This window comes from Streptomyces sp. NPDC094032 (assembly GCF_040303965.1).
In the GTDB taxonomy this organism is placed as follows: domain Bacteria; phylum Actinomycetota; class Actinomycetes; order Streptomycetales; family Streptomycetaceae; genus Streptomyces.
In genome coordinates this window covers 107,543-127,539 of the sequence record NZ_JBEOUE010000023.1, presented here as the reverse complement: position 1 = coordinate 127,539, position 19,997 = coordinate 107,543, and the positions used below count along the sequence as shown (strand labels likewise).

Here is a 19,997-nt window from a genome sequence, read left to right as displayed (position 1 = left end):
GTGGTGGTGGTTCCGCCGGTGGTCGGGCACGCGGCACCGGCGGCGCCGGCGACGGTGGTCAGGCCGGTGCGGTTGGTGCGCTTGTCGAAGCCGTACGTACGGCGGGTGCAGACGTCACCGACGGTGTCGTCGACCGCGGTCAGGCGGCCGGTGGCGTCGTAGGCGTAGTTCTGCGAGGACCAGCCGGCGTGCTCGGTGACCTGGCCGTGGACGGACTCCTCGACGGTGTCCGAGTAGACGACCTGCCCGTCGCTGTCGCGGGTGTAGACCCTGGACGTGGTCGCGCCGGTGGTGTCCTCCTCCACACGGACGGTGTAGCCGCCGGGCAGCTTCTCGGTCGCGACCGAGCCGTCCGCGTCGTACGTGGCCGCGAACGTCCCCGCGACCGAGTCCGTGGTGGACGTGACCAGACCACGGGGCTCAGCGGTGGTGTCGTAGGTCGAGGTGACCGTGGACGAGGCCGAGTCGGTGGTCTTGACCGGCCGGTTCAGCAGGTCGTACTCGGTCCGGGTCACACCGCCGTCGGCGTCGGTGTAGGCGACCTGGCGGCCCAGCTTGTCGAACTCCTTCGTGATGGTGCCCGCCGTCGGCGACGTCGTCTTCACGGCCTGGCCGGTGGCCGGGTCGTACTCCGTCGTCGTCTCCGGAACGGCCTGGCCGATTCCGCCGGTCATCACGCTCTTGATCGGACGGCCGGCCGTGTCATAGGTGTTGACGTTGGTGCGGGTGATGCCGTTCGCGGTCTCGGTGACCTTGACCGGGTTGCCCCACCAGTCGAACTCGGTCGACGTGGTCGGCAGACCCGTCGGGTTCGAACCGCCACCCGTGATCGCACCCGCCGGACCGGTGGAGCAGACCTGGTCGGCCCACTCCGGACGGCCCGCGCACGCACCCGTCCCGGTCGCCGTCCAGTAGCTCGTCACCCGGGTGCCGGCGTCGGTGCCGGTCGCGTCGGGCAGGAGCTGCTTGGTGACACGGCCCTGGTCGTCGTACTCGGTGCTCTCGGTGATCGCCAGACCAGCCGGGTCCTTGACCGTCTTGACCGGCAGGCCCTTCGCCCAGTCGTACACGGTCTGGGTGACACGGGCGTCGGTCATCACCGTCGAGCCGTAGACCTGCGCACCGGTCGTGACCTTGGTGACCTGGTTCTCCACCTTGGCGTCAGCCGGACGACCGGCGTCGTACTCGTTGACCGTCCACGAACGCGCCACCGCCGAGTCCGCACCACCGGCCGGGGTGGTCCGACGCAGCGGCCCGAACTCCTCCAGCTCGCGGGTGCCGTTGGCGTCGTACACGGACTCCGTGGACAGCAGGTCGGCGCGGTCCTGGGTGGACAGGCCGATGATGCCGAGGTCCGTCAGCGTCGCCTGGTCGGCCGCGGTGCCGCCGAGCGCCAGGGCCCGGTTGCCCGCCGACAGTTCGCGCACCGTGTTGCCGAAGCGGTCGTACTCGGTGGTGGTGATGTTGCCGGCCGGGTCGACGGTGTTCACCTGGCGCCCGGAGGCGTTGGCGTACGTGATCGACGCGCGGCGGTAGTCACCGGCGGCGAGGCCGTCGCCCGAGTTCGCCGCCGGAACGGCGTCGGCGGGGAAGACGGCCGTCGCGTCCGTCGGGGCGTCCGTCTGGCCCCACGCCGCGACGTCCGAAGCACCCAGCTTGTAGGGGGCGTTGGTGCCGGTCAGGGGCACGTCGTAGACGATGTTCGTCGCCGCCGTGCCGGACACCACGTCCTTGCTGCCCTGCTGGAGAGCGAGGCGGCTGGCCTTCGTCAGCATGCCTTCGCCGGCGGTGGCGGCGTTGCCCGCCTTGCCGTAGGTGAACGACCAGGGCAGCTCGCCGGGCGGGGTCAGGGTGGTGACGCGGCCGGCCGAGTCGTAGGCGTACGCCGTGGTGAGCGCGGGGCTGATCTGCGGGTTGTAGGTCTCCCGCAGGCGGCCCGAGGTGTCGTACGCGTACTTCTGCACCGACTTCGCCGTCGCAGCGGCGGCACCCGGCTCGGTCGACCAGGCCTTGATCTCCTTGACCTGGCCCGCGAAGTCCCCGAAGACCGTGCCGGTCGCCGTGGTCGTGGCGGCGTAGACGAACTCCAGCGCGCGGCAGCCCTTCGTGGACGGCGTCGCCGTGCACGTGGTCGCCGAGGCGGCGGAGGTCGGGGCGATGACCAGCTTCGGACGGGCCAGCTTCTTGCCGCCCACCGTCACGGCCTCGGAGATCACCGTGGTCGTCGACTGCGTCAGACCGTCCATCGTGCTGGACGCGACCTGCCACGACGTGGCCGCCGGGTCCGCCTTGGTGAAGACGGTGACCGTGCCCTCGGTGTCCTTCAGCGTGAACGAACCCGTCAGGGAGCCCGTCAGCGTCAGGTCCTCCGAGCCCGGCTCCGCCTTCCAGCCCCCACCGCTCGTCGCGGTGAAGCCCAGCTCCTCACCCTCGGAGTCGACCAGCGCGACCGAGGTCGCCGTCGACTTCTTCAGATACGCCCAGTCCGACTCCGTGATCTCCGCGGCCGTGCCCGAAGTCCACTGCGGACCGAAGATCGCCGCCTGCCCGTCCTGAAGCGCACCCGCGTCCGGACGACGCGAGGACGCCGTACGCGACACGGACAGCCCGAAGAGCGACGCGTCCGTGGCCGACAGGCCGTAGTCACCCGTCAGCAGGTTCACCGAACCCGGCCCGGCCTCCTCCGACGGAGCCGTGCCCGCGTTGCGGTCCACCGTGATCTCGTTCGCCGGCGAGTACGCCGTCGCCGAGCCGTCGGTGAACGCGGCGCGGACCTCGATCGCGCCGTCCTCGGCCAGCGAGTCCGTGATGTTCCAGGTCAGCCCGGCCGGCTTGCCGCCCGACACCGCGACCGGCCAGCCGGACACCGTGTTCGAGCCCTGGCGGACGTCGGCGACCGGGACGCTCTTCCAGGTGTCCGTCTCGCCACGCCGGTACTGGTACGTCACACCCGTGTACGTCGTCAGGCCCTCGGCCGACAGACCCACACGCCGCGCCGGACGCTCGCCCTGGCCCGGCGTCAGCAGCGCCGCGCCGGAGCCCGCGTAGAAGATGTGCGACGACTCGGCCGAGACGTTGCCCGCCGGGTCCTTCGTGCGGGCCTTCACCGTGTGCTTGCCCGCCGGGAACGACAGCGTCTTCGTCACGGCGACGCCGCCGGTCGTGGTCGCCGTCGTCCAGGCGCCGGAGTCCAGCTTGTACTCCACCGCCGCCACGTCGCTCGCGGGCGGGGTGAAGGTGAAGGAGCCGGAGAAGGTGCCGTTGGCGTCCGGGGTGCCGGACCAGGTGTTCGCCGGGAAGTCGCCGGAGGCGACGGCGCTGGTGGCGGGCTTGGTGGTGTCGACGGTGAAGTACACCGACGGCGTCCAGTTCGACCAGGCGCTGTCGTCGTAGACGCGGCCCTTGAACCAGTAGGTGTGGCCGTTGACCAGCTTGCCCGGCAGCACCTGGTGGGAGACGGTCTTGCCCAGGACGGGGTCCCCGGTGCCGGTGTCGTACACCTCCAGGTTCGTGGTGCCCTCCCACACCTCCCACTTCTGGCGCAGGAAGTACGTCTCGGCGTCGCTGACGGCGTACGAGAGGTCGGGCGTCGTGGTGGTGACCCAGTTCTTGCCGCCGTACGTGCGGCCCGGGGTCGCGGTCATCGGGTTCCCGGCGACCGGAAGGGTGTTGTACGTGACGGAGATGTACGGGGTGTTCGTCGCCGCGTTGCCGGAGTTGAACCGCTTCCACGAGTACGGGTCGGCCTCGTTGGTGGCCTTGATGCCCATGGAGTTGGTGCCGTTGCCGTTGGCGGCCCAGGCGACGGCCAGGTTCTTGATGTCCTGCGAGACCCAGCCGTCGGCGCAGGAGGACGAGTAGCCCTTCGTCGCCGTGGAGGTGGCCCACTTGTTGGTGAAGTTGGGCTGGCTGGTCCACCGGGAGGCGGTCGAGGCGTGCGGGGTGTCCCACACCTCCCAGCTGCTCGGCGTGCAGGACCACGAGTGGAAGTTCCACAGGTTCAGCTTGGCGCCCAGGATCTGCTTGCCCGAGATGCCCGTCATCGGGAAGTGCAGGAAGGAACGGGCGATCTGGCCCGCGCCGTTGTTGCCCAGCTTCAGCTCCGTCGACGTCGACATGTCGGTCGTGTAGCCCTGCTGCACGAACGTGTCGAAGCTGCTGCCGATGTTCACGGCGGGGTCGACGGTGACCGGGTACTTCGTCGCCGGGTCGGCGAGGAACGTGGCGTCCGGCGTCAGCGTCAGGTCCACGCGGCTGCCGCGCTGGGTCACCTTGAGGCCCACGTCGGCGCGGCGGGTGTGCTCGCCGGAGTTCGCGTCGACGGTCGCGTCCCACATCACCGGAGCCGGGAGCAGGCCGACCTGCTTGCCCGTCTTCGCGTCGACGAAGGTCACCGAACGGTCGGCGTTCGCCCGCGCCTTGATGCCCGTGGCGTTCAGGGTCAGCGTCACCGAGCCGTTCGCCTCGACGGCGGAACGGTTCTTCAGCTCCAGGAACTGCTCGAAGCCGGTCCGGGTCGACTCGATGACCAGGTCCGTCGCCGTCAGCGCGTCGGCGTACCGGGCCGTCGTCCCCGACAGGGTCGGCTCCGGCAGCGCGCCCCGCCAGGACAGGCCGAGTTCACGGCCCTCGCCGGCGGCCAGCGTCACCAGCGGAACCTCCGCCGTCCCCGCCGCGCCGGACGCGCCCGACGCGCGCACCTTCGCCGCCTGCGCCGCCGGGGTCTTCCCCGCCAGCCTCAGCCCCAGCGGGTGGCCCTTGGCGGCGACGCCGCCGTCCACCGTCTTCGCCAGGTCGACGTCGATGTCCCGCCATTCGCCCGACGCCCCGTCCCGGAAGCGGACGGGGCCCGAGGCGCTGTCCGTCGTGACGGTGCCGTCGGGATTCGCCCAGGTCGTCGTCGACTCCGTGCGCTCCGACTTGGCCTCCACCCGCTTGCCCGACAGCCGCGCCGCGACCCGGGCCGACGGCAGGTCGGCCGCCTCGGTCGCGTACGCGGGCCGGTCCACGGCCTGCTCCCGCGACGTGAGCGCCACGGCCTGGCCGGTCGTCGACACGACCACCACGGCGTCGAACGCCATCAGTCCGGCCAGCGACAGGGCCACCCGGGGCAGCACACCCCCGCGCAGCCCTCTCGCCCTCCCACGCCGTCTGTACGGCGGATTCACGTGATCCGTCACTACTCGATCCCCTCCGATGAACACGCGTTTCACGTGCCGGGGCGGAGTCGCGCCAAGGAGCCGGACGCCGACAGCGGTCGCGCCGTTGCCACCGGCCCGCGTTCCCGCTCAGCGCCACCCGCCCCCCGGCACCGACCGCGACATTAGATGGCTGTGGGTGACCGGGCCCAGGTCCCCGCGCGCCACCCACGGGACATCTCGCGCCACGCACAGGTGACGGACTACCGATTCCCCAGGGGATCAGGCCACCCCGATGACCTAAAATCGCCGCTCGTGTCAGTACACGCGCACCCGGGGACGACGCCCGCCGCCTTCACCCGCCTCAACGTCAGGAGCGCGGCTCTCCTGGGCGTTCCCAAGGACCGGTACGCCGGCCTGCTGGGTCTGGATCCCGAGCATCTGGGCGGCGACCGGTACCGGACCCCGGCGGCGACGAACGTGCGCATGTGGGAGCTCATGGTCACCAAGGCCCCCTGGCCCGAGGTCGGCCTGGTGATGGCGGAGCAGTCGGACTTTGGGCAGCTGGGCGTGTGGGACTACCTGTTCACCTCGGCGCCCACCCCGCTCGAAGGGCTCCAGGACGCCACGGACTATCTGGCCGGACTCGGGGACGTCGGCACCGATTCCATGTTCGTCGTCCAGGACGACGAGGAGGTCACCCTCAGCCATGTGAACGCCGCCGACCTGAGCTACGACGTCGCCTCGGCCATCCGCGCGTACGCGCTCGGTCTCGTCCGCCTCCGGCTGAGCACGGCCCTGCGGAAGGACGTCGTCCCCGTCCGCGTCGCCCTGGCCACCCGGCCGCCCGCACGCCACGGCGCGCTCCACGAGCTCTACGGCACCCGGGACATCGAATTCGAGCACCCGGTCAGCTCCATCACCTTCCGGGCCGCCGACCTGCGGGCCAGGGCGCCCCAGGGCCAGCCGGGCCTGTCCGCCGTGCTGCGCAGCCACGCCGAGCTGACCCTCGCCGCCGCGATACCCCTGCACAGCTGGCTCGACCTGTTCCGCGTCGCCCTGAAGCACGCGGCCGACGACGGCCGCGCGACGCTCCCAGCGACGGCCGCGCGCCTCGCCGTCAGCCCTCGCACGCTCCAGCGCCGCCTCGACGAGCACGGCACGTCCTGGACGGCCGAGCTGGAGGCCGTCCGCCGCGCCGAGATCACCCGGCTGCTCGGCACCACGGACCTGCCCGTCGACACGATCGCCGAACGCACCGGCTACGCCGACGCCCGCACCCTCCGCCGCGCGGTACTCCGCTGGACCGGCCACACACCCACGGCCCTGCGCGGGCACGACGGGCCCGCCACCCGCTAGTTCCACGCGCCCGGCCGGCGAGGGTGACAAGTCCGCCATTCTCGCTTCCGTGAAGTCGCGGATATTCCCACAGCCGCCGAGGCATGTGATCTTGGCCGTGATCTTCGTGGCACCAGGGGAGGAACGCGCGTTGTTCGACAGACCTTTCGCCTGGCGGGCGGCCGCCTCTGCCGTGGCGACAGCCACGGCAGGAGTGCTGATCGCCGGGCAGTTGACGGGACAGGCCGCTGGAGCGACGGCTCTGGACCCCAGCGCATCGACGACCGCACGATCGGTGGCCGACACCGACGCACCCGTGCCTTCGGCTGCCGTCCGCGGCCGCGAGCCGTCGCGGCTCCCCGCGATGCCGGCGGCTCCTCGTGATCCGGAGCCGGTGTGGCCGGCGCCCGGCGCGGTCACCGTGAGCGTGTCGGACGCGGCCCGCCGGGCCGGGACACTGCCCATCGCCCTCGCCCGGCCCACCCCGAAGACGCGGGCGAGCGCGGCTGCCGCGTCGGAGCAGGACCAGGCCCAGGACCAGGCCCACCAGGTCGAGGTCGAGATCCTGCCCCGCGCGAAAGTGGAGCGGGCCGGGTTCCGAGGAGTGCTGTTCGCTCTGCGCGAGGCCGAGGCCGTGGCCGGGAGCGGGACCGGGACCGGGAGCGGCGGCAGGGGCGGCGACAAGGCGGGATCGGCGGCAGCGGCGCGGGCTGCCGGCCAGGTGGCGGTGACCGTCGATTACAACGGCTTCCGCCACGCCTACGGAGGCAGCTTCGCTTCCCGTCTCGGCCTGGTGCGGTACCCGGCCTGCATCGTCGACCACCCCGAGACACCTGCGTGTGCCGCGGGAACATCGGTCGCCTCCCGCAACGACCTCGAAGCGGGACACGTGAGTGCCCCCGCCGTCGAGGTCGCGGCAGCCGGGACCTCGGACCGGGAACGTGGGGCGTTCGTCTACGCGCTGGAGGCGAGCGCATCCGGTTCCTCCGGCTCGTACAAGGCGACCGACCTGCTGAACTCGGCGGACTGGTCGGTGAGCGGTAACTCCGGGGCCTTCTCGTACGCCTATCCGCTGTCCGCTCCCCCGGCGCCGGGCGGTGACCCGCTGAAGCTGGCGCTGTCCTACAGTTCGCAGTCCGTGGACGGGCGTACCTCGGCCCAGAACGCCCAGCCGTCCTGGGTGGGCCAGGGATGGGACATCACGCCGGGCTTCATCGAGCGCCGCTACCACTCCTGCGCGAACGACGGCCAGAGCGCGGCCGATCTGTGCTGGAAGGACTACGACCAGGTCGCGATCAGCCTTGGGGGGCGCTCCACCCAGCTGATACCCCTGGACGCGGGGCGGACGATCTGGCGGCTGCGGGACGACCCGGGATGGTCGGTGACCCGGGAGACGGGGACCACCAACGGCGACAACGACGGCGAGTTCTGGTGGGTGCGGTCGCCGGACGGGACGAAGTACCGGTTCGGCGGGGAGACCGACTTCGGCGGCGGCGACCTGGACTCGACGTGGACCGTGCCGGTCTACGGCGATGACACGGGCGAACCCTGCAAGGCGGCCACCTTCGCCGCGAGCTGGTGCCACCAAGGCTGGCGCTGGAACCTGGACATGGTCGTCGACCGCAACAACAACATGACCGTCCTGCACTGGGGAGAGGCCGTCGAAGGATACGGCCGCAACGGCTCCACCACCCGCACGGACTACGTGCGGGGCGGCTGGCTCAACGCCGTGGAGTACGGCCGGAAGTGGGGAGAGAGCCCCACCGCCACCCCGGCCACCGGCAGACTGGCCTTCACGACCGACTTCCGTTGCACGGAGAGCACGACCTGCCCGTCCATCGAGAACAACCCGACCTCCTACCCGGACGTTCCGGCCGATCTCATCTGCTGGCGCGAGCCCTGCAAGGAGAAGGCACCGACGTTCTTCAGCACGATCCGGCTGAAGCAGGTCACTCTGACCGTCGGGGGCAGAGCCATCGCCAAGTGGGAGCTCGGCAAGCAGTTCCCCGCGCCAGGCGACGGAAGCGACGCCTCGCTGTGGCTGAGCCGGATCCAGCGCTACGGCAGCTCCGACGGGGGCACGACCTGGCAGGCGCTGCCCGCCGTCCAGACCTACGGCACCGCGCTGGACAACCGCGTGGACCACAACGTCTCCGCCGGCGTGCTGCCGATGAAGATGTACCGGGTCACCAAGCTCCAGACCGAGCTGGGGGGCCTCGTCGAAGTGGCCTACACCCGGCCGCACCCGTGCACCGCGGTGCCCGCGAACGCCGCGGCCAACACCGACGACTGCTTCCCCCAGTTCCACGTTCCCGAGGCGGGCCCGGCGGGGTGGGGATGGTTCCACAAGTACCTGGTCGACAAGGTCACCGTCCGCGACCCGCACACCGGCTCACCCGACCAGGTCACCGACTACTTCTACTACGGAACCCCGGCCTGGCACCACGACGAGTTCTCCCTCGCCCCGGCGTCGGCGCAGTCCTGGTCCCAGTGGCGCGGCTACCCGCAGGTCACGGTCGTCAAGGGCAGCGGAGCCGACCGCACCACCACCTCCTCCCTCTACTTCCGCGGCATGCACGGCGACAGCGACGGCTCCGGCGGAACGAGAACGGTGAAGGTCACCGACTCGGAGGGCAACGCCCTGCTCGACCACGTCTACCTGGCCGGACGGCTCCGCGAGACCACCGCCTGGGGGCTCGACGCCGGCAACGCCCCCAGCGTCCCGCTGACCAAGGACCTCTCCACGTACACCGGTCCGCGCACCATCGACCACGCCGACGGCGACACCAGAGACGCGATCATGCTCGCCGAGACCACCCACGACACCTGGGCGAAGACCGCCACAGGCGGACGGTGGACCAGGACCGTACGGGCCTTCGACGACACATACAACCAGGTCACCAGCGAGTACGAGCACGGTGACACCACGATCGGCGGCGACGAACGGTGCACCACCACCGGATACGTCCACGGCGGAACCGCCTACATGTACTACCCGTACCAGACCGAGACCCACGCCGGTGACTGCGCGGCCACCGTCGTCTCGCGCACCCAGACCTGGTACGACGGGCACACGTCCCTCACCACCGACCCGGTGGCCTACGGCAACCCGACCCAGGTCCGCTCCTTCACCAGCGGCACCGGCTACGTGGAGACCAGGGCCACCTACGACGGGTACGGGCGGGTCCTCACCTCCACGGACGGTCGCGGTCTCACCACGGCCACGGCCTACGCCCCGGCGAAGGGCAACCTGTCCACGGTCACGGTGACCGACCCCAAGGGTCACACCGTGACCACCACCATGGACCCCGCCTTCGCCACACCCGTCAGCACGGCGGACGCCAACGGCAGAACCACCACGAGCACCTACGACGCATTCGGCCGGATCACTGCGGTCCGGCTCCCCGGAACCGCCGCGAGCGACGCCGCCGACTACCTCTTCACCTACCAGGTCAACCAGAGCGCACCCAGCAGGACTTCGACCATCCGCATCACCGACCGCGCCGGCGGCACCTACCTGTCCGAGTTCACCTTCCTGGACGCACTCGGCCGGACCGCCGAAACACAGACCCCCTCCCCGTCCGGCACAGGGCGGATCGTCACCCAGACCCGTTACGACAACCAGGGCCGCACCGCCGCGGCCACCGCGCCGATGTACATGGCCGGTACCTCGGGAACGGCCCTCGCGGTCCCCTCGGTGGCCGACATCCCGTCCGAGACGCGCACCGCCTACGACACCCTCGGGCGCGCCTCGGAAGCCGCCCTGTGGTCGAAAGGCGCGAAGAGGCACGCCACCACCACGACCTGGCACGCTGACCAGGCCACGGTCAGCCCCCCGGCCGGACAGCCCACGACCCACCACCTGGACGCGCTCGGCCGCACGACCCGCGTCGTCGAAACCCTCGACTCCGGCAGCGCGACCACCACCTACGGCTACGACAGCCAGGACCGTCTCACCCGCATCACCGACGCGAAAGGCAACATCACCGACTACACCTACGACTGGCTCGGCCGCCGCCTGACCGGCGACGACCCGGACACCGGCCTCACCACCACGGCCTACGACGCCGACGGCAACCCCACCACGTCCACCGACGCCCGCGGCCGGACCGTCGTCTCCACGTACGACGAGCTGAACCGGCGCACCCACCTCCGGAAGGACTCCGCCACCGGCGCCCTTCTCGCCTCATGGCGCTATGACCCGCCCGGCAACAAGGGCGCGCTCGAAAGCACCACTCGCCACACCGACGGCGAGGAGTACGCGGTCGCCCACGCCTACGACAGCGCCCGGGGCCGCCTCACCGCCACCACCTGGACGCTTCCCGCGGGCGAGGGGGCGCTGGCCGGCCCGTACACCCAGACGTTCGCGTACGACGACGCCGACCGCCCGCGGGCCACCACCTACCCGGCCGCCGGAGGGCTCCCGGCCGAAACGGTCACCCAGACCTACACCGACCTCGGTCTGCCGGCCCGGCTCACCTCGCCCCTGGGCACGTACATCGACGCCACCGGCTACGCCGCCGACGGCAAGCTCACCAGCCGCGCCCTGGGTACGAGCAGCACCCCCCACCGCGTCGACCGCAGCTACGGATACGACCCGGCCACGCTCGAGGTCACCAGCACCAAGGCCACCCTCGGGGCCGACGCCACGGTGATCCAAGACGACACCTACCGCCACGACGCCGCCGGCAACGTCCTCCAGGTCACCGACAACAGCCCCTCGGGCGCCGGCCAGTCCCAGTGCTACGACTACGACGGGCGCAACCGCCTCCTCACCGCCTGGACCACCCCGATCAGCACGTGCTCCGCCGCCACCAGGGTCGGCTGGAACACACCTCCCGGACCGGACCGCTACCGGCAGGACCTCACCTACGACACGCTCGGCAACATCACCTCCAGGGCCGACAATGGCGGCATCGCCACCGTGTACGGCTACCCGGCCTCCGGCCCCGCGTCGGTCCGCCCGCACGCCGTCACATCGGTGGGCGACGACACCTACGGCTACGACGAGTCCGGCAACATGAGCAGCCGCACCGTCACCGGTGTGTCCTCCACCTACACCTGGAACGAGACCCGGCAGCTCATCACCGCGACCGTCGGCGGCAAGAGCACCGACTTCGTCTACGACGCCGACGGCAGCCGCCTCGTCCGCCGCACCCCCGACGGCGCCCGTACCGCCTCCCTCGCGGGCACCGAGATCACCGCCGACGCCGCGGGTACGGTCACCGCGCGCCGCTACTACACCAGCGGCGGGGCGACGGTCGCGGTCCGCACTCCGGGCGGCGCCGACGGCACCGTGCACTGGCTGCTCGGCGACACCCAGGGCTCCGCGCACCTCGCGGTCGACACCACCACCGGCACCGTCTCACGCCAGCGCTACCTCCCCTTCGGCGCACACCGGGGAACCTCCGACGCCCTCCGCCCGACCACCGACCGAGGCTTCCTCGGCAAGCCCGAGGACGACACCACCGGCCTGGTCCACCTCTCGGCCCGCTCTTACGACCCGACGATCGGCAGATTCCTCAGCGCCGACCCGCTCGTGGACATGCGCACCCCCCAGCTCATGAACGCCTACACCTACGGTGGCAACAACCCCGCGACGTTCAGTGACCCGATGGGTCTGTGCATCGCCTACGACGGCGGCTGCATGCCCGCTCCGCCCAGGGGCCCGTCGCCCGGCGCCGTCGACCGGGTCGACAAGCAGCTCGCCGAACAGAACAGGCGCCACCGCACGACCCGCGCCACGCACGCGAAACCCGCACGTCATCTCACGCGCCGCGACGCCGTCCGTCCTGAGCGGAACGGTCATGCCCCGCTCCGATGCCGGAGCACGTCGTGCGACCCGAAGGTCACGGACGATCCGGAGAAGCGGAACTACGACTACGCGTACTCGTACCTGCTCGGCCCGACGGAACTCCTCGGCAACGCCGAGGACGCCATGACGCTGTTGAAGGACAACCCGCAGCGGGTGTTCCCGTTCGACGTCACCGAATGCAGCCGCCTCACCGAGGGCGTTCAATGCCTCCTGGAACCGAATCCCGGCGGGTTCAAGTCGCGCGGATCCGGTTACGTCCAGGTGTCGACCGAGAAGACCAGCTTCACCTTCACGGTGGTCAGCGACGAATACTTCGACAAGCCCGGCTCCACCATCACGTTCGCGATCCACCAACGGGACAACACCCTGTACCTGACCCAGACCGCCCACGGAATCGACGCGGCGCCGCATGTCCTGTTCGGCGTAGATAGCGGCTTGTCAAAATGGACGTGGATGAGGCAAGCATGGAATCTCAGTTCCCTGCTCTACGAAGCGAAACGGGCTGAGCCGTGATCCACACGACTTCGTCCGTCAGCGAAGGGCGGGGATGATCTCGGAGCCGTACGCGTCGATCGTCCCCTCCCGGTTGTCGTGCATGTCGTAGACGGCGAACTGGTCGACCCCGAGGCTCTTGAGATGGCGCAGCTTCGCGACATGCTTCTCAACTGGGCCCAGGAGGCAGAAGCGGTCGACGATCTCGTCCGGGACGAAGGTGGTGTCGGGGTTGTCGGCGCGGCCGTGGTGGGAGTAGTCGTAGCCGTGCCGGTCCTTGATGTACGCGGTGAGCTCGTCCGGGACCATGCCGGAGTGCTCGCCGTACTTGGCGACGAGGTCGGCGACGTGGTTGCCGACCATGCCGCCGAACCAGCGGCACTGGTCGCGGGCGTGGGCCAGGGCCTCCGGGGAGTCGTCTGCCGTCACGTACGCGGGGGCGGCGACGCAGATGGTGAGGGCGTCGGGGTCTCGGCCCGCCTCCCGAGCCGCTTCCCGTACCGCCTTGACCATCCACTCCGTGAGGAAGGGGTCGGCGAGCTGGAGGATGAAGCCGTCGGCCTTCTGCCCGGCGAGCGCGAGGGCCTTGGGGCCGTAGGCGGCCATCCAGACGGGCAGCTTGCCGTCCTTGATCCAGGGGATGCGGATCGGGTTGCCGTCCACGGTCGCCTCGCGGCCCTCCGCCAGGTCACGGATGACGTCGATGGCCTCGCCCAGGCGGGCCAGGGTGTTGGGCCTGCGGCCGGCGACGCGCATCGCGGAGTCGCCGCGGCCGATGCCGCAGACGGTCCGGTTGCCGTACATGTCGTTGAGGGTGGCGAAGGTGGAGGCCGTCACCTCCCAGGTGCGGGTGCCGGGGTTGGTGACCATCGGGCCGACGTGCAGCTTCTGCGTGTTGGCCAGGATCTGGCTGTAGATGACGAAGGGTTCCTGCCACAGCACGGCGGAGTCGAAGGTCCATCCGTAACGGAAGCCGTTGCGCTCCGCCCGGCGCATCAGGCCGACGACTTGCGAGGCGGGCGGGTCGGTCTGCAGGACGAGTCCGAAGTCCAAGGGGCGGTCTCCTAGGTGAGGTACTGACAGGTGGAACGGGGGACGAAGCTGCCGTGCCCGGCGCGGCCGGTGAACGCGCGGTGGTCGATGACGAGTTCACCGCGCGACAGGACGCTCTCGACCTGGCCGGTGACCGTCCTCCCCTCGTACGCGGAGTAGTCGACGTTCATGTGGTGGGTGGCCGCGGACAGGGTCTGGCGGGCGTGCGGGTCGTAGATGACGACGTCCGCGTCGGCGCCGGGCGCGATCGTCCCCTTCTGCGGGTAGAGGCCGAACATCCGGGCCGGGGTGGCGCAGGCGATCTCGATCCAGCGGCGCCGGGAGATGTGCCCGTCGACGACGGCCTGGTGGAGCAGGTCCATGCGGTTCTCGACGCCCGGAAGACCGTTGGGGATCTTGGAGAAGTCGCCGAGGCCGAGCTCCTTCTGCCCCTTGAAGCAGAACGGGCAGTGGTCCGTCGACACCACCTGGAGGTCGTTGGTCCGCAGCCCCCGCCAGAGCGCCTCCTGGTGCTCCTTGGGGCGCAGGGGCGTCGAGCAGACGTACTTGGCGCCCTCGAAGCCGGGCTCGGCGAGGTTGTCGGTGGACAGGAACAGATACTGCGGGCAGGTCTCGCCGAAGACCGGCAGCCCCTTGTCGCGGGCCGCCGCCAGCTCGGCCACCGCCTCCTCGGCCGACACGTGGACGACGTACAGGGGGCTGCCCGCGACCCGCGCGAGCTGGATCGCCCGATGGGTCGCCTCGGCTTCGAGGAGCGCCTTGCGGACCTCCCCGTGATAGCGGGGGTCGGTCTCGCCGCGGGCCAGGGCCTGTTCGACGAGGACGTCGATGGCGATCCCGTTCTCGGCGTGCATCATGATCAGCCCGCCGTTGCCGGAGGCGCGCTGCATGGCCCGCAGGATCTGTCCGTCGTCCGAGTAGAAGACCCCCGGATACGCCATGAACAACTTGAAGGACGTGATGCCCTCCTGGACCAGCTTGTCCATCTCCTTCAGGGAGTGCTCGTCCACGTCGGAGAGGATCATGTGGAAGGCGTAGTCGATCGCGCAGACGCCGTCGGCCTTGGCGTACCAGGTGTCGAGGCCCTCGCGCAGGGAGTGGCCGACGGTCTGGACGGCGAAGTCGACGATGGTGGTGGTGCCGCCCCAGGCGGCGGCCCGGGTGCCGGTCTCGAAGGTGTCGGAGGCGGAGGTGCCGCCGAAGGGGAGCTCCATGTGGGTGTGGGCGTCGACGCCGCCGGGGATCACGTAGCGGTCGGTGGCGTCGATGGTCCGCGCGGCGGTCCAGCCGGCGGCGACGTCGGAGCCGTGGGCGGCGAGGGCGGCGATCCGGCCGTCCTCGATCAGCACGTCGGCGTGGAGCTCGTCGGCGGCGGTGATCACCAGACCGCCCCGGATGAGAGTGCGGGTGCTCACGGACTTCTCCCCTGCGAACTGGACGGGTCGGGTGCGGTCTGGTGGTCGCGGGGGCCCTAGAGGGATCTGAGGGCCTGTTCGAGGATGGCGGCGCCCTCCTCGGCCTCGGCGACGGTGAGCGAGAGTGGGGGTGCGACGCGTAGGGCGCTGGTGTTGTGGCCGCCGCCCTTGCCGATGAGCAGGCCTCCGGCGCGGGTGGCCTCCAGGACGGCGGTGGCCGCGTCGGGGGCGGCACGGTCGGTGCCCGGCTCGGTGAGTTCGATGCCGATCATCAGGCCGCGGCCGCGCACCTCCCGTACGTGCTCCACTCCCGCGGCGGCGGCCCGCAGCCGTTCGATGAGGAGCCCCCCGACGCGGCGGGCGTTGCCCTGGAGGTCGTGTTCGAGGAGGTACGTGAGGTTGGCGAGGCCCGCGGCCATGGTGACGGGCGAGCCGCCGAAGGTGGAGATGGAGTTGGCGTCCAGGCAGTTCATGATCTCGGCGCGGGCGACGACCCCGCCGATGGACATGCCGTTGCCGATGCCCTTGGCGAAGGTGAGGATGTCGGGCGGCCCGGCCTGGCCGTGCGCCTGCCAGCCCCAGAAGTGGTCGCCGGTGCGGCCCCAGCCTGTCTGCACCTCGTCGGCGATCCAGAGGATGCCGTGCCGGTCCAGGACGCGGCGGAACGCGGCGTAGAGGCCGTCGGGCGGGGAGGTGAAGCCGCCGACGCCCTGGACGGGTTCGGCGATCAGGGCGGCGACGTCCCGGGTGTGGCCGAGGAGGTCTTCGAGGTCGGCGACGCAGGCCTCGGTGAAGCGCTCGTCGGTGTACTGGGCGTAGGGGCCGCGGTTGCGCACGCCCCCGTGCACGTACAGGGTCTGGAGCGGGGAGAGGCCGGTGGGCGACCAGGAGCGGTTGCCGGTGATGCCGACGGTGGAGAAGGAGCGCCCGTGGTAGCTGTTGCGCATCGCCAGGATCTGGTTCGAACGGCGGTACGCGGTGGCGAGGAGCAGGGCGGTGTCGTTGGCCTCGGTGCCGGAGGTGGTGAAGAAGACGCGGGCGTCGGGGATGCCGGAGAGGGTGGCGATCCGCTCGGCGAGCTCCACCATGGGGCGGTTGAGGTAGAGGGTGGAGGAATGGATGATCCGCCCGGCCTGTTCGGCGACGGCCTTGGTGACCTCGGGGAGGGCGTGGGCGGTCATCGTGGTGAGGATGCCGCCGAAGAAGTCGAGGTAGCGGTTGCCTTCGGCGTCCCAGACGTGGCGGCCCTCGCCGTGGGTGAGCTCGACGGGGTCGCGGTAGTAGAGGGCGACCCAGTCGGGGATGACGGCGCGGTGGCGGGCGTAGAGGCTGCTCACGGGCGCACCAGCCCGTCGTAGGCGTCGGGGCGGCGGTCCCGGTAGAAGGCCCACTGCTGGCGGACCTCTTCGATGAGGCCGAAGTCGAGGTCGCGGACGACGAGTTCCTCGGCCTTGTCGGAGGCGACCTCCCCGACGAACCGCCCGCGGGGGTCGACGAAGTAGCTGGTGCCGTAGAAGTCGTTGTCGCCGTACTCCTCCTGGCCGACCCGGTTGATGGCGGCGACGAAGTACTCGTTGGCGACGGCGGCGGCGGGCTGTTCGAGCTGCCAGAGGTAGGCGGAGAGGCCGCGCGAGGTGGCGGAGGGGTTGTAGACCAACTGGGCGCCGTTGAGGCCGAGTTGGCGCCAGCCCTCCGGGAAGTGGCGGTCGTAGCAGATGTAGACGCCGACCTTGCCGACGGCGGTGTCGAAGACGGGCCAGCCGGCGTTCCCGGGACGGAAGTAGTACTTCTCCCAGAAGCCCCTGACCTGCGGGATGTGGTGCTTGCGGTACTTGCCGAGGTAGCTGCCGTCGGCGTCGATGACGGCGGCGGTGTTGTAGTAGAAACCGGCGCCCTCTACTTCGAAGACCGGGACGACGATCACCATCCCGGTCTCCCGGGCGAGCTCCCGCATCCTGCTGACGGTCGGCCCGTCGGGCACGGGCTCGGCCCAGCGGTAGTGCTCGGGCTCCTGCACCTGGCAGAAGTACGGGGCGTTGAACACCTCCTGGAACCCGATGACCTTCGCCCCCTGCCGGGCCGCCTCACGGGCGTGTTCCTCATGCTTGGCGATCATGGATTCGGTGTCGCCGGTCCAGGTCGCCTGGACGAGCGCGGCGCGTACGACATCGGTCATGAGCTGCTCCTTCGGCACGGCGTCAGAGAGCCTCTACGCACGTAGACGCGGTGCGTAGGAGGAGAACGTAAGCCCCGTCACAGCCCGGAGCAAGACCACTGCCGTGAACCGGCGGAGTCGATCATGTTTCATACCCGAGTGGTCCACGTCGGACACCTACCGACACGTCCGTTTCCGGACGATCGCGCCCTTGTACGAAACTCCCGAGGCTCCCGAGACTCCTACGGCTCCCGAGACTCCCGAGGCTCCCGCGCGTCAGCGGAAGAGCGCGACGAGCCCGTACACCCAGATCCCGAGCATGGCGAGCACCACGAGGAGACAGCCGGCGCCGGCCAGCACGCCCTTCCCGCCCTCCTCGGCGTCGGGCTCGACGTCCGCCCACAGCATGTCCCAGTCGACCGGCCGCCCCAGCGCCCCGGAGCACTCCTCCCGCACCTCGGCCAGCCGCGCCCGCGCGAAGGCGGATCCGGCCGCCGCCTCGGGGCCGCGCCAGGCGAGGGCCCGCATCCTGCGGTGCGGGGCGTGGTAGCGCGCTTCGAAGGCGGCGGTCTCCGCCGGGTCCCGGTCCTCCTCCAGGTACGTCCACCGGCCGGCCTCGGCGGGCTCGCCGTACAGCCGGTACACCTCACCGAGCCGGCGCCGCAGCGCCAGGTCGTCCGGGAACGAGCCGATGAGGCCGCGCAGGCGCTGGCGCGCCATGGGGACGCGGCCGGCGGCGAGGTCGGCGTCGATGCGGGCGAGGGTGTCGTGCGAGGTCATGACCAGCATCTTCCGTTACGGCCGGAGCACGATCGAACGGTTTTTCGCAGCCGCCTCAGGCCAGGCCCGCGACCCGCAGCGCGTGCAGCAGATCGCGCTCGCGCGACGGGGAGACGGCACGGGCGGCGGCGAGCAGACGGGGGGTCAGGGCGGCCGGGTCGAGGGCGGCCAGGCGGGCGGCGTCCGCCGGGGTACGGGCCCGGAGGAACGCGGCGAGCAGGGCCTGCGCCTCGGCGTGATGGCCCTCGGCGGACAGGACCGCGCAGGCGCCCGCCAGTTCCGCCACGGGGCGGGCCACGCCCTGGCGGAGCAGCTGGTCGCAGTCGTGCGGGCGGCCCGCGTCGGCGAGGGCGCCCGCGACGGCGGCCAGCCGGGCCGGGGGCAGTGACGCGGCCTCCCACAGCAGGGTGGCCCAGTCGGCGGCCAGCCCGGCGCGGTGCAGTTCGGCCGCCAGGGCGGGCAGCCAGCCGGGCGGCCCGGCGAGGGCCTCGCACAGCAGCCCGTGCGCGTCGCCACCACGCCCCTGTGCACGCAGCCGCCGCAGCGCGTAGACGGCGTTGCCCGCGGCGCGCTCCGCCTGCCCGGGGTCGGCGGCCGGCACGGGCGCCGGCGCGGGCGCGCCCGGCGCGCCGCCGAACCGGGCCCCGCGCGGGGGCGCGCCGCCGACGGGCAGCTCGGGGACGGCCGCCGCCTGGCCGCCGTCGGCGGAGTCCAGCCACGCGTAGCGGGCGCCCCGGGGGCGGCGCGTGGACTGGGGCGGGGGCGGGGCCGACGTCGGCGCGGGCCCTGGCGCGGGCGCGGGCGGGGGCGCCAGCCTCGGCGCGGGCGCGGCCCCAGGCCCAGGCCCCAGCCCAGGCACGGGCCCCGCCGCCCCCCGAGCCTCCACCCGCTCAAGCCGCCCCGCCAGCTCCACGACCCGCGCCCGCGCCCGGCGCAGGTCGTCCCGGGCCCACGCCAGTTCGGGTCCCGGCATGTCGGCGAGCCGGTGGACCCGGGCTGCGGCGGCGTGGGCCTCGCGCTCCATCGAGTGGAGGCGGTCGGCCAGAGTGGACGCGGCCCCCGGGGCGCGGTCGCGGGCGGCCGCCGCGGCCTGGTGCAGGGCCCGGCCGCGGACCGCCCGGGGCGCGCCGGGCGGTTCCCCGAGGTCCTGGAGCAGGGACTCGACGACGTCCCAGGGCGGGAGTTCCGTACCGTCGAAGCAGGCGCGCAGCCCGTCGGGGTCGCGGGCGGCGAAGACCCCGTACCAGCCACCGCCGGGCCGGAGCCGGCCGGCGAGCTCGCTCAGCCAGCCGGTGAACGCGACGAGCTCCACCGGAAGTTGATGCACCGTCATTCCACTGCCTTTCGGTCCACCGGCATTGGACCGCAGTCGTGTTACGGGACGGCTACGCAGAGTTTTCGGTCAGGAGCCCGGGAAGCTCACGACGATCCCGGTGTGCGGGCGCTTGCCGAGCCGGGCGAGGGTCGCGGGCCAGTCGATCACCCAGAACTGCCAGGTGTACTTCCGGGACAGCAGCCGCCGCACCCGCCGCAGCTCCTCCCCCGTCACCAGCCGGGCGGTGCCTTCCACCCGGACGGCCCCCTCGGCCACGTTCCCGCGCATGTCGCAGACGGCGGCCACGACCCGGGGGTCGCGGCGCAGCCGCTTGACCTTCCAGGAGTCGGTGCGGGTCCAGGCGTAGAGCGCGTCGCCGTCCACCGCGTACCAGACGGGGGTGGCGACCCCGGTGCCGTTCTTCCGGAAGGTGGTGAGGCTGACGTAGCGGCCGTGGCGCAGCTCGTCGGGGATCGTGTCGGGCGTCATGCCAGGG

The 19,997-nt window shown here is 71.6% G+C and carries 10 protein-coding genes; 2 read left to right on the top strand and 8 right to left on the bottom strand.

Annotated elements, in window-relative coordinates; translation table 11 throughout:
- Nucleotides 1-5,105: DNRLRE domain-containing protein (locus ABTZ54_RS27700; protein WP_351668158.1), on the bottom strand; the 5,105-nt coding region annotated here is incomplete at its 3' end.
- 348 nt (nucleotides 5,106-5,453) lie between these two features.
- On the opposite strand from ABTZ54_RS27700, the gene ABTZ54_RS27695 reads away from it, so the two are divergent.
- Nucleotides 5,454-6,497, top strand: a complete 1,044-nt coding sequence (locus ABTZ54_RS27695) for an AraC family transcriptional regulator ligand-binding domain-containing protein (protein ID WP_351668156.1) — start codon at nucleotides 5,454-5,456, stop codon at nucleotides 6,495-6,497.
- A 400-nt stretch (nucleotides 6,498-6,897) separates the two neighbouring features.
- On the top strand, nucleotides 6,898-12,804 hold the full coding sequence (locus ABTZ54_RS27690) for an RHS repeat domain-containing protein (protein ID WP_351668154.1): 5,907 nt from the start codon (nucleotides 6,898-6,900) through the stop codon (nucleotides 12,802-12,804).
- Nucleotides 12,805-12,822: 18 nt separating this feature from the next.
- Here ABTZ54_RS27690 and ABTZ54_RS27685 read toward each other — a convergent pair whose 3' ends face one another.
- From ABTZ54_RS27685 to ABTZ54_RS27655, 7 genes are all read right to left on the bottom strand, one after another.
- Nucleotides 12,823-13,836 carry a TIGR03842 family LLM class F420-dependent oxidoreductase gene (locus ABTZ54_RS27685; protein ID WP_351668152.1) on the bottom strand — a complete coding sequence of 338 codons (1,014 nt, stop codon included), beginning with the start codon at nucleotides 13,834-13,836 and terminating at the stop codon, nucleotides 12,823-12,825.
- Nucleotides 13,837-13,847: 11 nt separating this feature from the next.
- Nucleotides 13,848-15,251 (bottom strand): dihydropyrimidinase, encoded by a 1,404-nt coding sequence (gene hydA / locus ABTZ54_RS27680; protein ID WP_351668150.1) that lies wholly within the window; start codon nucleotides 15,249-15,251, stop codon nucleotides 13,848-13,850.
- Nucleotides 15,252-15,307: 56 nt separating this feature from the next.
- Entirely contained in the window at nucleotides 15,308-16,588 is a 1,281-nt protein-coding gene (locus ABTZ54_RS27675) for an aspartate aminotransferase family protein (protein WP_351668148.1), read from the bottom strand.
- Complete coding sequence (locus ABTZ54_RS27670; RefSeq protein ID WP_351668146.1) at nucleotides 16,585-17,427, bottom strand: nitrilase-related carbon-nitrogen hydrolase; 843 nt, start codon at nucleotides 17,425-17,427, stop codon at nucleotides 16,585-16,587. The genes ABTZ54_RS27675 and ABTZ54_RS27670 overlap by 4 nt, the downstream gene beginning before the upstream one ends.
- A 255-nt stretch (nucleotides 17,428-17,682) precedes the next feature.
- A complete protein-coding gene (locus tag ABTZ54_RS27665) occupies nucleotides 17,683-18,186 on the bottom strand; it encodes a DUF6584 family protein (RefSeq protein ID WP_351668144.1) in 504 nt (167 codons plus the stop codon).
- 55 nt (nucleotides 18,187-18,241) lie between these two features.
- Complete coding sequence (locus ABTZ54_RS27660; protein WP_351668142.1) at nucleotides 18,242-19,519, bottom strand: UL36 very large tegument protein; 1,278 nt, start codon at nucleotides 19,517-19,519, stop codon at nucleotides 18,242-18,244.
- Between the two features lie 69 nt (nucleotides 19,520-19,588).
- Complete coding sequence (locus ABTZ54_RS27655) at nucleotides 19,589-19,990, bottom strand: PPOX class F420-dependent oxidoreductase (protein WP_351668141.1); 402 nt, start codon at nucleotides 19,988-19,990, stop codon at nucleotides 19,589-19,591.
- Nucleotides 19,991-19,997: the final 7 nt, after the last annotated feature.

Coding starts and splice junctions, on each gene's coding strand:
- ABTZ54_RS27670 (WP_351668146.1), bottom strand. CDS start 17,427: ATGACCGATGTCGTACGCGCCGCGCTCGTCCAGGCGACCTGGACCGGC.
- ABTZ54_RS27665 (WP_351668144.1), bottom strand. CDS start 18,186: ATGACCTCGCACGACACCCTCGCCCGCATCGACGCCGACCTCGCCGCC.
- ABTZ54_RS27660 (WP_351668142.1), bottom strand. CDS start 19,519: ATGACGGTGCATCAACTTCCGGTGGAGCTCGTCGCGTTCACCGGCTGG.
- ABTZ54_RS27655 (WP_351668141.1), bottom strand. CDS start 19,990: ATGACGCCCGACACGATCCCCGACGAGCTGCGCCACGGCCGCTACGTC.